The sequence below is a fragment of the Noviherbaspirillum aridicola genome (assembly GCF_019656455.1).
GTDB classification, from domain to species: domain Bacteria; phylum Pseudomonadota; class Gammaproteobacteria; order Burkholderiales; family Burkholderiaceae_D; genus Noviherbaspirillum; species Noviherbaspirillum aridicola.
Genome location: NZ_BPMK01000005.1, coordinates 153,959 through 168,165, shown reverse-complemented (window position 1 = coordinate 168,165; position 14,207 = coordinate 153,959). Strand labels below are relative to the sequence as shown.

12 protein-coding genes are annotated in these 14,207 nt (G+C 67.2%); 6 read left to right on the top strand and 6 right to left on the bottom strand.

Annotated features, from left to right (window positions below; all coding sequences use genetic code 11):
- Nucleotides 1-117: 117 nt before the first annotated feature.
- The 6 genes from NCCP691_RS07130 to alaS all read right to left on the bottom strand — a co-directional run bounded on the left by NCCP691_RS07130 (nucleotide 118) and on the right by alaS (nucleotide 7,483).
- On the bottom strand, nucleotides 118-1,908 hold the full coding sequence (locus NCCP691_RS07130) for an acyl-CoA dehydrogenase (protein WP_220807568.1): 1,791 nt from the start codon (nucleotides 1,906-1,908) through the stop codon (nucleotides 118-120).
- A gap of 124 nt (nucleotides 1,909-2,032) precedes the next feature.
- Nucleotides 2,033-2,962: an electron transfer flavoprotein subunit alpha/FixB family protein gene (locus NCCP691_RS07125; protein ID WP_220807567.1), complete on the bottom strand. Its 930-nt coding sequence runs from the start codon at nucleotides 2,960-2,962 to the stop codon at nucleotides 2,033-2,035.
- 37 nt (nucleotides 2,963-2,999) lie between these two features.
- Nucleotides 3,000-3,749 (bottom strand): electron transfer flavoprotein subunit beta/FixA family protein, encoded by a 750-nt coding sequence (locus tag NCCP691_RS07120; protein WP_220807566.1) that lies wholly within the window; start codon nucleotides 3,747-3,749, stop codon nucleotides 3,000-3,002.
- Nucleotides 3,750-3,994: 245 nt separating this feature from the next.
- A complete protein-coding gene (locus NCCP691_RS07115; protein ID WP_220807565.1) occupies nucleotides 3,995-4,222 on the bottom strand; it encodes a sulfurtransferase TusA family protein in 228 nt (75 codons plus the stop codon).
- An 88-nt stretch (nucleotides 4,223-4,310) separates the two neighbouring features.
- Nucleotides 4,311-4,841: an NUDIX domain-containing protein gene (locus tag NCCP691_RS07110; RefSeq protein ID WP_238482344.1), complete on the bottom strand. Its 531-nt coding sequence runs from the start codon at nucleotides 4,839-4,841 to the stop codon at nucleotides 4,311-4,313.
- A 14-nt stretch (nucleotides 4,842-4,855) separates the two neighbouring features.
- Nucleotides 4,856-7,483, bottom strand: coding sequence for an alanine--tRNA ligase (alaS, locus tag NCCP691_RS07105; protein ID WP_220807563.1), 2,628 nt, complete (start codon nucleotides 7,481-7,483; stop codon nucleotides 4,856-4,858).
- A 243-nt stretch (nucleotides 7,484-7,726) separates the two neighbouring features.
- Here alaS and NCCP691_RS07100 point away from each other — a divergent pair, with 243 nt between their 5' ends.
- The 6 genes from NCCP691_RS07100 (at nucleotide 7,727) to NCCP691_RS07075 (ending at nucleotide 14,206) form a co-directional block, all read left to right on the top strand.
- Entirely contained in the window at nucleotides 7,727-10,300 is a 2,574-nt protein-coding gene (locus tag NCCP691_RS07100) for a sensor domain-containing protein (protein WP_220807562.1), read from the top strand.
- A complete protein-coding gene (locus NCCP691_RS07095) occupies nucleotides 10,282-11,523 on the top strand; it encodes a CaiB/BaiF CoA transferase family protein (protein ID WP_220807561.1) in 1,242 nt (413 codons plus the stop codon). Before NCCP691_RS07100 ends, NCCP691_RS07095 begins: the two co-directional genes overlap by 19 nt.
- Nucleotides 11,524-11,655: 132 nt before the next feature.
- Nucleotides 11,656-12,039 carry a DUF2306 domain-containing protein gene (locus NCCP691_RS07090; protein ID WP_220807560.1) on the top strand — a complete coding sequence of 128 codons (384 nt, stop codon included), beginning with the start codon at nucleotides 11,656-11,658 and terminating at the stop codon, nucleotides 12,037-12,039.
- 21 nt (nucleotides 12,040-12,060) lie between these two features.
- Complete coding sequence (locus NCCP691_RS07085; protein ID WP_220807559.1) at nucleotides 12,061-12,333, top strand: 2TM domain-containing protein; 273 nt, start codon at nucleotides 12,061-12,063, stop codon at nucleotides 12,331-12,333.
- Nucleotides 12,330-13,421: a sensor histidine kinase gene (locus tag NCCP691_RS07080; RefSeq protein ID WP_220807558.1), complete on the top strand. Its 1,092-nt coding sequence runs from the start codon at nucleotides 12,330-12,332 to the stop codon at nucleotides 13,419-13,421. The genes NCCP691_RS07085 and NCCP691_RS07080 overlap by 4 nt, the downstream gene beginning before the upstream one ends.
- Nucleotides 13,418-14,206 carry a LytR/AlgR family response regulator transcription factor gene (locus tag NCCP691_RS07075; RefSeq protein ID WP_220807557.1) on the top strand — a complete coding sequence of 263 codons (789 nt, stop codon included), beginning with the start codon at nucleotides 13,418-13,420 and terminating at the stop codon, nucleotides 14,204-14,206. The genes NCCP691_RS07080 and NCCP691_RS07075 overlap by 4 nt, the downstream gene beginning before the upstream one ends.
- Nucleotide 14,207 lies beyond the last annotated feature (1 nt).

Here is a 14,207-nt window from a genome sequence, read left to right as displayed (position 1 = left end):
AAACCAGCGTAGATGAAGTCCGTACTCGGCAGATTGGAAAACATCATCGGAGTTCAGCGGCGGGATGAAAAAAAGGCAGCCTTTCGGCTGCCTTTCCGTGGCGCGATGCCTCGCGTGTCAGAACTGCTCGACCGGTACCGCAAGCACGCCCGCGCTGCCCTCGACGATGGCGGCGCGGTAGGCGTCGGCCTGCGACAGCATGTAGTCGGCGAAGAAGCGCGCCGTGGCGATCTTGGTGCGGTAGAAATCGGCATCGCCCTCCCCCGCGGCAAGCTTGCGCTCGGCGATCAGCGCAGCGCGCGCCATCTGCCAGCCGCCCAGCACGATGCCCGCCATCTTCAGGTAAGGAACGCTGCCGGCGAACACGCCCTTGATGTCGGTCTTCATGTTGCCCGCGACGTAATCGACGACGTCGCCGAATGCCTTGGATGCGGCGGCGAGGCGTTTTCGGATGACGGCGAGATCGGCCGACGACGAGGACGCGAGCTCTTCTTCGGTGCGACGCACCTGGCCGAGAATGGCCTTCGCGGTCGCGCCGCCGTCGCGCGCGGTCTTGCGGCCGACGAGGTCGTTGGCCTGGATCGCGGTGGTGCCTTCATAGATCGGCAGGATGCGGGCGTCGCGATAGTGCTGCGCGGCGCCGGTTTCTTCGATGAAGCCCATGCCGCCGTGCACCTGCACGCCGGTGGAGGCGACATCGATCGACAGCTCGGTCGACCAGCCCTTCACCACCGGGACCATGTATTCATAGAAGGCCTGGTTGGCCTTGCGCACGGCGTCGTCCGCATGATGGTGGGCGGCATCGTAGGCGGCGGCGGTCACATAGGCCAGGGCGCGCGCGGCTTCGACCTGCGAGCGCATCGACATCAGCATGCGGCGCACATCCGGGTGATGAATGATGGCAACCGGTCCGCTGGAGCCGGCCAGGTCGCGCGACTGCAGCCGGTCGCGCGCGTATTGCACCGCCTGCTGGTAGGCGCGCTCGGCGACGGCGATGCCCTGCATGCCGACGGCGAAGCGGGCGGCATTCATCATGATGAACATGTATTCGAGGCCGCGGTTTTCCTCGCCGACCAGAGTGCCGATGGCGCCGCCGTGGTCGCCGAACTGCAGCACCGCGGTCGGGCTGGCCTTGATGCCGAGCTTGTGTTCGATCGATACGCAGTGGACGTCGTTGCGCGCGCCGAGCGAACCGTCGGCGTTGACCAGGAACTTCGGCACGATGAACAGCGAGATGCCCTTGACGCCTTCCGGCGCATCGGGGGTGCGCGCCAGCACCAGGTGCACGATGTTTTCCGCCATGTCGTGCTCACCGTAGGTGATGAAGATCTTGGTGCCGGAGATCTTGTAGGTGCCGTCGCCCTGCGGCACCGCGCGCGTGCGCACCAGCGCGAGGTCGGAGCCGGCCTGCGGCTCGGTCAGGTTCATGGTGCCGGTCCACTTGCCCGAGATCAGGTTGGCGAGATACGTGTTCTTCTGCTCGTCGCTGCCCGCGGTCATCAGTGCCTCGATCGCGCCGTCGGTCAGCAGCGGGCACAGCGCGAAGGACAGGTTCGCGGAGTTGAGCATTTCGATGCAGGGAGTGGCCACCAGCTTGGGCAGGCCCTGGCCGCCGAATTCCACCGGATGCTGGACGCCCTGCCAGCCGGCTTCGCCGAAGGCCCTGAATGCATCCCTGAAGCCCTTGGTGGTGGTGACCGTGCCGTCCTTCCAGAAGCTCGGTTCCTTGTCGCCCGCGACGTTCAGCGGCGCGATCACCTCGCTGCAGAATTTCGCGTTCTCTTCCAGCACCGCCTCGACGGTTTCCGGGCTCGCGTCTTCGCAGCCGGGCAAGGCGTTCACTTCGGACAGGCCGGCCAGCTCATTCAGCACGAACCGCATGTCCTTCAACGGGGCGACATAGCTCATCTAACTCTCCAGATAAAAAAATCGGGCAGGTCTTTGCGGAATTATCGCCAGCCCCAGGAATGCTTCCTGTCAGCCGCGCGACAAACCCGGCAAGTCCTGCCCGCCGAACATCAAAAAGACTTTGTCAGCCGAGTTCTTTCACCAGCTGCGGCACGACCTCGAACAGGTCGCCGACGATGCCGTAGTCGGCCACCGAGAAGATCGGTGCTTCCGGATCCTTGTTGATGGCGACGATGGTCTTGGAATCCTTCATGCCTGCCAGGTGCTGGATCGCGCCGGAGATGCCGACCGCGATGTAGAGCTGCGGCGCGACGATCTTGCCGGTCTGGCCGACCTGCCAGTCGTTGGGCACGAAGCCGGCGTCGACCGCGGCGCGCGACGCGCCCATGGCGGCGCCGAGCTTGTCGGCCAGGGGTTCGAGGACCTTGAAGGCTTCGCCGGAGCCCATGCCGCGGCCGCCGGAGACGATGACCTTGGCGGCGGTCAGTTCCGGGCGGTCGGACTTGGCGACTTCGCGCGAGACGAAGGAAGACTTGCCCGAGTCGGCGACGGCGCCGACGTTCTCGACCGCCGCGCTGCCGCCGCTGCCGGCGGCGTCGAAACCGGTGGTACGCACGGTGATGACCTTGACCGCATCGGCCGACTGCACGGTGGCGATCGCGTTGCCGGCGTAGATCGGGCGCTCGAAGGTATCGGGCGAAACGACCTTGGTGATTTCGGAGATCTGGCCGACGTCCAGCTTGGCGGCCACGCGCGGCAGCACGTTCTTGCCGAAGGCGGTGGCGGGAGCCAGGATGTGCGAGTAGGACGAGGCCACGGCGAGCACCTGCTCGGCGACGTTCTCGGCGAGGCCGTCGGCGAAGTGGGCGGCGTCGGCGAGCAGCACCTTGGTCACGCCGCCGATCTTGGACGCGGCTTCGGCTGCGCCGCCGGCATTGTGGCCGGCGACCAGCACGTGGATGTCGCCGCCGCAGGCTGCGGCCGCGGTGATGGTGTTGAGGGTGCTGCCCTTCAGGGAAGCGTTATCGTGTTCTGCGATGACGAGTGCGGTCATGATGAATCCTGTTCCGAATATCGTGGACGGTGTGGTCTTAGATGACCTTGGCTTCGTTCTTGAGCTTGGCGACCAGGGTGGCGGCGTCGGGCACGGTGATGCCGGCGGAACGCTTGGGCGGCTCGGAGACCTTCAGGGTCTTCAGGCGCGGCGCCACGTCCACGCCGAGGTCGGCGGGCTTGACGGTTTCCAGCGGCTTCTTCTTGGCCTTCATGATGTTGGGCAGGGTCACGTAGCGCGGCTCGTTCAGGCGCAGGTCGGTAGTCACTACCGCCGGCAGCTGCAGCGCCAGGGTCTCCAGGCCGCCGTCCACTTCGCGCGTCACGGTGGCCTTCCCGCCTTCGACCGTCACCTTGGAGGCGAAGGTCGCCTGCGGCCAGCCCAGCAGCGCGGCCAGCATCTGGCCGGTCTGGTTGCAGTCGTCGTCGATGGCCTGCTTGCCGAGGATGATCAGCTGCGGCTGCTCCTTGTCGGCCAGCGCCTTGAGCAGCTTGGCCACGGCCAGCGGCTGCAGCTCGACATCGGTCTCGACCAGGATGCCGCGGTCGGCGCCGATCGCCATCGCGGTACGCAGGGTTTCCTGGCACTGGGTCACGCCGCAGGAAACGGCAACGACTTCGGTCGCTGCGCCTGCTTCCTTCAGGCGGGTCGCTTCTTCCACCGCGATTTCATCGAACGGGTTCATCGACATCTTCACGTTGGCGATGTCCACGCCCGAACCGTCGGACTTGACCCGGACCTTCACGTTGTAGTCCACCACTCGCTTGACTGGAACCAAGACTTTCATAGCTTTGCCTTTGTAAGAAAACAATTGACGTAAACGTAAACCAAACCGTGATTATAAAGAGTGGCCGGTGGGATGCCAGAATTTAGCACGACCGTTCTTTTCATTGGTAGAGAGTATGCACTAATTCGCCGTAAAAGCCAAAAAATGCGGGTGCTGCCTGGGGTTGCGGGGCCGCGCGCCGCCGGGGCGCGCAGGTCGTGGGGAGCATACGCGGGAACGAGGCGGCGCGCCATGCGCCGCGTCATTCATTTGCGCTGCATGAAGAAGGTGAATTCCTGGTTGTTCTCGCTCTGGCCGACGAGATGGTTGCCGGTCTGGCGGGCGAAGGCCTGGAAGTCGCGCACCGAACCCGGGTCGGTGGCGACCACCCGGAGGATTTCGCCGCTGCTCATTTCGGCCAGCGCCTTCTTTGCCTTGAGGATGGGGAGCGGGCAGTTCAGGCCACGCGCGTCCAGCTCTTTATGAAATTCCATGATTGCCGCTCACCGTGGAGAGGAAGGGAAAAAAATTCTACCTGAATTTTTCGAACGCTTGTGCGACGCAGCAAGTGCAGACATGCAATTAATTTGATGCGGCCGGCGGCTGAAACTCCATGAACTCCACCGGCAGGCCCCGCGCGCGCAGCCAGTCGGCCATCGCATATCCGGTGCCGGCGCGCCAGGGGCGCAGTTTCTCCGGCGCGATCAGACGGTAGTCGACCAGTTCCTCGGACAGGCGGATCTCGCCCGAGGCCTTGACGTGATAGGCGATGATGACTTCGTTCTTGCGGATGAACTCGTAGACGCCGATCAGGCTGATCTCGTCGGCGTCGAGGCTGGTTTCTTCCTTGAGCTCGCGCGCGACGCCCTGCTCCGGGGTTTCGCCGCGCTCCATGAAGCCGGTGATCAGCGCGAACATCTTTTCCGGCCACGCGGCATTGCGTGCGAGCAGGATGCGCCCCCCGACCTCGACCAGCGCGGCCAGCACGGGCAGCGGATTATCCCAGTGCGTCCAGTGCCCGTCGGGACAGGCAAGCCGCAGCTTGCCTCCCTCCCCGGTGTCGGGCCGTTCGATGAGCGGCGCCGCGCACATCGGACAGTAGCGGTAATCCATGCCCGCGCCGGACATCAGGCCCTCTCGCGCACCCAGCCGGTGACGCCCTCGAGCGCCTTCGGCAGCGCGGCTGCGTCGGTGCCGCCGGCCTGCGCCATGTCGGCGCGGCCGCCGCCCTTGCCGCCGACCTGCTGGGCGACGAAGTTGACCAGCTCGCCGGCCTTGACCCTGGCGGTGGCGTCGGCGGTGACGCCGGCGATCAGGCTGACCTTGCCTTCGTTGACGGCGGCCAGCACGATGGCGGCGGTCTTGAGCTTGTCCTTGAGCTTGTCCATGGTCTCGCGCAGCGCGGGCACGTCCGCGCCGTTGAGCGTGGCGGCGAGCACCTTGATGCCGTTGACGTCGACCGCACTGGCCAGCAGCTCGTCGCCCTGGGCGGAAGCCAGCTTGCCCTTGGCGGCGGCGAGCTCCTTCTCCAGCGCGCGCACCTGCTCGAGCACGCTGCCGACGCGGGCCGAGATCTCGGCCGGCGTGACCTTGAGCGTGCTCGCCACGCCCCGCACGGTGGATTCCAGCGACTGCATGTAAGCCAGCGCGTTCTCGCCGGTCACCGCTTCGATGCGGCGGATGCCGGCGGCGACGCCGCCTTCCGCCACGACCTTGAACAGGCCGATGTCGCCGGTGCGCTCGACGTGGGTGCCGCCGCAGAGTTCACGGCTGCTGCCGATGTCGAGCACGCGCACCTGGTCGCCGTACTTTTCACCGAACAGCATCATCGCGCCCGACTTCTGCGCCTCCTCGATCGGCATCACGCGGGCCTGCGTCGGATGGTTGGAGAGGATCTCGGCGTTGACGAGGGCCTCGACCTTGCGGATCTGCTCTTCGGTCAGCGCGCCGTTGTGGGCGAAGTCGAAACGCGTGCGTTCCGCGTCGACCAGCGAGCCCTTCTGCTGCACGTGGCCGCCGAGCACTTCGCGCAGCGCCTTGTGCATCAGGTGCGTCGCGCTGTGGTTGCGCATGGTGCGGGCGCGCTTGTCGGCATCGACGCGCGCGTTGACCACGTCGCCGACCTTGAGCGTGCCTTCGACGATGCGGCCATGATGGCCGAACACGTCCGCCTGGACCTTGAGCGTGTCTTCGACCAGGAAACGCGAGGCGGCGTTGCGCAGTTCGCCGGTGTCGCCCACCTGGCCGCCGGACTCGGCGTAGAACGGGGTGTGATCGAGCACCACCACCGCGTCGTCGCCGGAACTGGCCTGCTCCGCCGCCGTGCCATCGACATAGATCGCGACGACGGTCGCGGTATCATGGATCAGTTTTTCGTAGCCGTGGAAGGTGGTCGGGCTGCCGCTGTATTCCAGGCCCTGGGCCATCTTGAACTTGCCCGCTTCGCGCGCGCGCTGGCGCTGCTGGTCGAGCAGGCGGTTGAATTCCGCCTCGTCGACGGTCACGCCGCGCTCGCGGCAGACGTCGGCCGTCAGGTCGACCGGGAAGCCGTAGGTGTCGTGCAGCTTGAACGCGGTCTCGCCGTCGATCTGCTGCGCGCCGGAGGCGAGGGCCTTGTCGAGGATCTCCATGCCGTTGGCGATGGTGCGGAAGAAGGCTTCCTCTTCCTGCCGCAGCACTTCGGTGGCGCGCTGTTCGCTCTGGCGCAGTTCCGGATAGGCCTCGCCCATTTCCTTCACCAGCGCCGGCACCAGCGCGTGGAAGAAGGGCTTGCGCGCGCCGAGCTTGTAGCCGTGGCGGATCGCGCGGCGGGCGATGCGGCGCAGCACGTAGCCGCGGCCGGCGTTGCTCGGGATTACGCCGTCGACCACGGTGAAGGTGCAGGCGCGGATATGATCGGCGATGACCTTCAGCGAGGGCGACTCCTTGTCGCAGTCGCCGGCGCCGGCCTTGTCCACCGCCTGCTTGGCCGCGGCCAGCAGGTTGACGAAGGTGTCGATCTCGTAGTTGCTGTGTACATGCTGCAGCACCGCGGTGATGCGCTCGAGTCCCATGCCGGTATCGACGCTGGGCTTGGGCAGCTTGTGCATCACGCCCGCTTCGTCGCGGTTGAACTGCATGAACACGTTGTTCCAGATTTCGATGTAGCGGTCGCCGTCTTCATCCGGGGAGCCGGGGGGGCCGCCGGCCACGTCCGGACCGTGGTCGTAGAAGATCTCGGTGCAGGGGCCGCAGGGGCCGGTGTCGCCCATCATCCAGAAGTTGTCCGACGCATAGCGCGCGCCCTTGTTGTCGCCGATGCGCACGATGCGCTCGGCGGGCACGCCGACCTTCCTGTTCCAGATCTCGTAGGCCTCGTCGTCTTCCGCGTAGACGGTGACCCACAGCTTTTCCTTGGGCAGCTTGAAGACTTCGGTGAGCAGTTCCCAGGCATAGCTGATCGCGTCTTCCTTGAAGTAGTCGCCGAAGCTGAAGTTGCCCAGCATCTCGAAGAAAGTGTGGTGGCGCGCGGTATAGCCGACGTTTTCCAGGTCGTTGTGCTTGCCGCCGGCGCGGATGCATTTCTGCGAAGTCGTCGCGCGGGTGTAGGGCCGCTTGTCGAAGCCGAGGAACACGTCCTTGAACTGGTTCATGCCGGCGTTGGTGAACAGCAGCGTGGGATCGTCGCCGGGCACGACCGGGCTGGAGGCGACGATGGTGTGGCCCTTGGATTCGAAGAACTTCAGAAACTTTTCGCGGATTTCGGACGATTTCATGTTGTCGGCAAGAGTAGGAATACCGGTGCGGCAAACCGTTGATTATACGTGATAAGTGTTATGCAATGAGGCGTCGCGGGGCGGCGGCGCACGCCGCGTTTCCATTGCCATTCCGCCAACTGAAGCAGCGCCCCGGAGCTGCTTTTTGCCTGCGGCAAGCCGCGACGGAGCTTGATCTGGATCGCGAAATCAATCCCGGCGCAACGTAGTCTAAGCGACTCCTTCCATCGACCGCACCCCGCCATGCCCGCCCACACCGACCTGGCGTCCCGCGCGCCGCTTGACACCGCACGCTTCATCCTTCCCGCCGAATGGCATGCCCTCGCCGAACTGTTCGGCGCCGACATCGGGCTGCTGATGCTCGATGGCGGACAGATCCGGCTGATGAATGCCGCGCTGGCCGGCCACCTCGGCTACGAGCCCGACGAACTCGCCGGCCAGCCCGCGCAGGCGCTGGTCCGGTCGGAAGAACCGGGCCCGGATCTCGACATGACCGAGGGCGACACCCTGATGCTGCGGGCGAAATCGGGCGCCCGTCTGCCGTTCCGCGTGCTGGAGCGGCGCGACGACCCGCTGCCGGATTCGCGGACGGCGATCCTGGCGCTAAGGCCGCTGGCCGCGCATGAAACCGACGTGCCTGCTCCGGGCGCGCGCCTGCTGGCGATCACCGAGCAGCTGCCGGACATGGTGCTGGTCTGCGACACCGATGCAGGCATACGTTACGCGAACAAAGCCTTCGGCCAGCTCGCCGGCGCGCATGGCGATGCGCTGCTGACGGTGGTGCATCACGACGACCGCGGCCAGGTGGCGGCGGCGCTGGAGCGCGCCGCGGGCGACGACTCGGTGCCGCTGGAGATGCGGATACGGCGCGCCGACGGCGGCTGGAGCCATGTCGCCGGCACCGCGGTCAACCTGCTCGGCCATCCCGACGTGCAAGGCCTGCTCGTCAACGTCCGCGACATCACCGGGGAGGTGGCGCAACGGCAGCGCAGCGACAGCGAGCGCAAGCGGCAGCTGCACTATCTCAACCGCCTGCTGCGCGTCGCGCGCCGGCCGCAGGCCAACCTCGATTCCACGCTCAAGGTCATCCTCAAGTCGGCCGCCAAGGCGCTCGGCGTGCAGCGCTGCGCCTGGTGGGAAGCCGGCGAGAACCGCGCATCGCGCTGCGTGCTCGCCTATGACGATGTGCACCAGAACTACCTGGTCGAGGAAACCGACGCGCTGTTCGCGCGCGCCTTCGAACCGCTGCTGCACCGGGTGCTGGCCGGCGGCGCGCCCCTGGCGCTGGACGATGTCGACCGCGATCCGCGCGCCGCGCTGTACTGCGAGTACTTCCACGCGCAGGGCATCAAGGCCCTGCTGGCGGCGCCGGTGGCGCGCGACGCGGTGCCGTCGGGGCTGCTGGTGTTCAGCGTGGTCGGTGCCGCCCGCGCCTGGCGCCGCGACGAGACGGAATTCGCCGGGAACGTGGCCTGCCTGGTCGCCGGCGCGCTGGAAGAGCGCGTGCGAAGCCACACCGAAAGCCGGCTGCGCGACATCGCGCTGGAGGACAGCCTGACCCGCCTGCCCGCCGGCGGCTACGTGCGGCAACGCGCCGCGGAGATCTTCCCCAAGCTGTCGGCGCGCGCCGACACGCTGGCGGTCTTCGTGATCGACCTCGACGGCTTCACCGGGATCAACGACCGCCACGGCCCGCTGCTCGGCGACGAGCTGCTCAAGGCCGCCGCGCTGCGGCTGAAGAACGCGGTGCGGCGCGACGACGTGCTGGTGCGCCTGGAAGGCGATGCTTTCCTGCTGCTGGCGCGGGACGTGCGCGATGCCCAGGTGGTGGAAGACATCGCGCAGCAGATCACCGACAGCCTGCGCAATGCCTTTTCCCTGCAGGGCCAGATACTGCGCGTATCGGCCAGCGTCGGCATTGCCCGCTACCCGGAGCACGGCGCCGACCTGGAAACGCTGCTGAGAAAGGCCGGGGAAGCCCGCTACCAGGCCAAGGCGGCCGGCCGCGGCCAGTACCGGGCCTTCAGCGGCGCGGCGCAGGCCGCGCGCGCCGCGCCGGAGGAAGACCCGGCGGCACAGCTGCGCCGCGCGATCGCGCAGCATGAGCTGCAGCATTATTACCAGCCGCAGGTCGACCTCGGCAGCGGCCGCATACGCGGCGTCGAGGCGCTGCTGCGCTGGCAGCATCCGCAGCACGGCCTGCTGCTGCCGGCCAGTTTCCTGCCCCTGGCGGAACAGGGCGACGACATCGGCGCCCTCACCGCCTGGGCGCTCGACGACGCCTGCCGCCAGGCCGCCGTCTGGCACGGCATGGGCATGGACGACTTCACCATTGCGCTCAAGCTGTCGGCGGCGCAGCTTGCCGATACCGTCCTGCTGCCGGCGCTGGAGGCGGCGCTGTCGCGGCGGGGACTGCCGGCGCGGCAGGTGGAGTGCGAGATCAAGGAAGCGGTGCTGCGCGACGCGGACGAGGCGCTGCTGTCCCGCATACGCGGGCTGGGCGAACTCGGGGCGGCGGTGACCATCGACGAGACCGGCGGCGAGGGCCTGGAAGCGCTCGTGCAGCGGGTGCCGGTGCATAAGGTTAAAATCGACGCCAGCCCGGCCGGCGGCATGCAGGAGACCGACACGCCGGCCGTCGCCGACGCCGCCATCGCGGCCGCCCATGCGCTCGGCCTGGAAGTCGTCGCCAAGGGCGTGGAGACATCGCAGCAGGTGGAGCACCTGCGCGAACGCGGCTGCGACATCGGGCTGGGCTACTACTACACACAACCGCTCACCGCTGACCAATTCGAAAAATGGCTGACTCGCCGCTGAACAAAAAAGCCCTCGGACATATCCGCGTACTCGACCTGACCCGCGTGCTCGCGGGCCCGTGGTGCGCGCAGAACCTCGCCGACCTCGGTGCCGACGTGATCAAGGTGGAGCGCCCGGGCGCCGGCGACGATACGCGCCACTGGGGGCCTCCCTACCTGCAGGACGCGCAGGGACGCGACACCACCGAGGCGGCCTACTATCTCGCCGCCAACCGAAACAAGCGCTCGATCACGCTCGACATCGCCTCGCCCGAGGGACAGGAAATCGTGCGCGCGCTGGCGCGGCAGTCTGACGTGGTGCTGGAGAACTACAAGGTCGGCCAGCTGAAGAAGTACGGACTGGACTATGCCTCGCTGAAGCAGGAGAAACCGGACCTGGTGTACTGCTCGATCACCGGCTTCGGCCAGGATGGTCCGTATGCGCAGCGCGCCGGCTATGACTTCATCATCCAGGGCATGGGCGGCTTCATGTCGATCACCGGCGAGCGCGACGACCTGCCGGGCGGCGGACCGCAAAAGGCCGGCGTGGCGATTTCCGACCTGATGACCGGCATGTACGCGACGATCGCGGTGCTGGCCGCACTCGCCCACCGCGACCGCACCGGCGAAGGACAGTACATCGACATGGCGCTGCTCGACGTGCAGGTGGCGATGCTGGCCAACATGAACACCAACTACCTCGCCAGCGGCCAGGCGCCCCGGCGCTGGGGCAATGCGCATCCGAACATCGTCCCCTACCAGACCTTCCCCACCGCCGACGGCCACATCATCGTGGCGGTCGGCAACGACGGCCAGTACAGGCGTTTCGTGGAAGCCGGCGGCCGGCCGGAACTGGCGACCGACGAGCGCTTCGCCACCAATCCGATGCGGGTGCGCCACCGCGACATCCTGGTGCCCATCCTGTCGGACATGGTGAAGACCCGGACCAAGCAGGAATGGATCGATGCGCTGGAGGCGGCGGGCGTGCCCTGCGGCCCGATCAACAATCTCGACGAGGTCTTCGAGAATCCGCAGGTCCGGGCGCGCGGACTGCGGGTCGACATTCCGCATCCGACGGGCGGCAATGTGAAACTCGTCGGCAGCCCGATGAAGATGTCGGCCACCCCGCCCGCCTGCAGCCTGCCGCCGCCGCTGCTCGGCCAGCACACCGATGAAGTGCTGCACGGCATGCTCGGCCTTACCCAGGCCGAGATCGAAGCGCTGCGCGACAAGAAAGTCGTCTGAGCCGGGCGTCCGCGCGGTTCGCGCCGTACGGACGCAGTTCACTCCCCGTTTTCCGCAGTTCGTCGCATGCCGGTGGCCGCGCGCCGGCGGCATCCGGATACTGCCTCCATCAATCGACAACGGAGGCAGATCATGGCGGCATTCACCCCGATCATCCTGGTTCATCTCGTCACCGCCGTCGGCGCGCTGCTGTTCGGCGCACTGGCGCTGGCATCGAGGAAAGGCAGCAACGCGCACCGGCTGTTCGGCCGGGTGTGGGTGGTGCTGATGCTGACGACGGCGCTGGTGTCTTTCGGCATACGGAAGTTCGGCGGCTTCTCGGCCATCCATATCCTCTCGGTCGTGTCCATCCTGGCCGTGACCGCCTCGCTGTACGCGGCGGCGCACGGGAGGATCGGCGCCCATCGCCGCGGCATGCGCGGCGCCTACGTCGGCCTGGCGATCGCCGGCATCTTCACCCTGCTGCCCGGCCGCCGTCTCGGCGACCTGCTGTGGAACGCGGTCGGGCTGGCCTGACATCTCTTTCAGGAGAACATCATGACTTCGCACGATCCCGTCTATCTCGAAGCCCGGCGCCACGTCGAGCGCAAGGTCGGCTTTCTTGTCCACCTGGCCGTCTTCGCGGTGGTCAACACCGGTCTCATCCTGTTCAACCTGCTGGTGGTGCCGCAGCGCGTTTGGGCATTCTGGCCGCTGTTCGGCTGGGGAATCGGGTTACTATTTCACGGCCTGGCGGTTTTCCTGTACGCACCGGGCGCGCGCTGGAAGCAGCGCATGATCGAACGTGAACTCAGCAAGCGCCGCCCATGATCGCCGACACATCCGCCACCCCGACCCAACCTGCACCGTACCGCTACCCGCGGTTGCGCAGGCTGGCCATCGACGTGGCCCTGACGCAGATCTTCAATCTCGCGGCGGCGCTGGTGGTGACCTACGTGCTGCAGCTCAATGCCTCGCTGACGCAGAACATCGTGGTATCGGTCTGCGTCGGCACGCTGATGGTGCTGTTCATCGACGGCGGCCGGCTGCTGCTGTGGGGACTGGGCAAGCCGCCGCTGCTGCCGTTCATGCTGATATTCCTGGCCGCGGTCCCCGCCGCCCGCCATCTCGGCAATCTGCTCGCCGGCTTCCTGCTCGGCGTCCCGCCAGAGCTCATCGGCGCCGTGCGCGGCGAAAACCCGGTCGCCTTTTACATCGTCTTCCTGCTCACCTGCATCGGCGTGACCTGGTTTTTCTTCAGCCGCGCCTGGATGCAGCAGCTGCGGGCCGAGGCGGAAGCGGAAAAGGCGCGCGCCGCGGCGATCGAGCGGCAGGCACTGCAGGCCCAGCTGCAGCTGCTGCAGGCGCAGATCGAGCCGCACATGCTGTTCAACACCCTGGCCAACCTGCAGGGCCTGATCGCGGTCGATCCGCCACGCGCGCAGCGCATGCTCGACCAGCTGATCCAGTACCTGCGCGCCACGCTCGGCGCCGCCCGCGGCGACGGCACCACGCTGGAACAGGAGTTCCGCCTGATGCAGGCCTACCTCGGCCTGATGCAGGTGCGCATGGGCAGCCGCCTCTCCTTCCGCCTGCAGCTGCCGCCGGAACTGGCGCCGCTGGCGGTGCCGCCGATGCTGCTGCAGCCGCTGGTGGAAAACGCGATCAAGCACGGCCTGGAGCCGAAGCTCGAAGGCGGCACGCTGGAGATCGACGCACGCCGCGAGGGTGACGTGCTCGTGCTGCGCGTCAGCGACGACGGTCTCGGCCTCGACGAGCACGCTGCGAGCGCCGGCACCCGTACCGGGGTTCGCAATATCCGGGAGCGCCTGCAGGCGCTGCACGGGCCGCGCGCCGGTCTCGCGCTGGAGCCCCGCCAGCCGCACGGCGCAACCGCCATCCTGAGACTGCCGATATGAACCAGATCTACGCGCTGATCGCCGAAGACGAGCCGGTGCTCGCCTTCATGCTGCAGCAGTCGCTGCAGCGCCTGTGGCCGGAGCTGCTGATCGGCGGCGTGGCGGCCAATGGCGTGGACGCGGTGCGGGAAGCGCTCGCGCTGAAGCCCGACGTGCTTTTCCTCGACATCAAGATGCCGGGCAAGACCGGCCTGGAAGCGGCGCAGGAGCTGGCCGAGGACTGGCCGGACGATAAACCCTTCCCGCTGGTGGTGTTCGTCACCGCCTATGACGACTACGCGCTGCAGGCCTTCGACCAGGCGGCCGCGGACTATGTCCTCAAGCCGGTCAGCGACGACCGGCTGGCCAGGACGGTGAGCCGCCTGCAGGCCCGGCTGGCGCGGCACGCGGAGCGCGACCAGGCACTGGAACGCATCGTCGGCCAGCTGCGCACCCTGATGCCGCCGCCGGCCTCCACCGGGCGGCTCGACCTGATCCGGGCGGCGGTCGGCAACCAGATCCGGCTGATTCCCGTCGGCGAAGTCCAGTATTTCGAGGCCGCCGACAAGTATGTAAACGTGGTGACGGCCGAGGGCGAGGCCCTGATCCGCACGCCGCTCAAGGAATTGCTGACGCAGCTCGATCCGGCGCAGTTCTGGCAGGTGCACCGGGGGACGGTGGTGAATCTGAAATTCGTGGAGGCGGCGCTGCGCGACGATGCCGGCAGGCTGGCGCTGCGGCTGCGCGGGCGGACGCAGACGCTGCCGGTCAGCCGCGTCTATGCCCACCTGTTCCGGCAGATGTGAC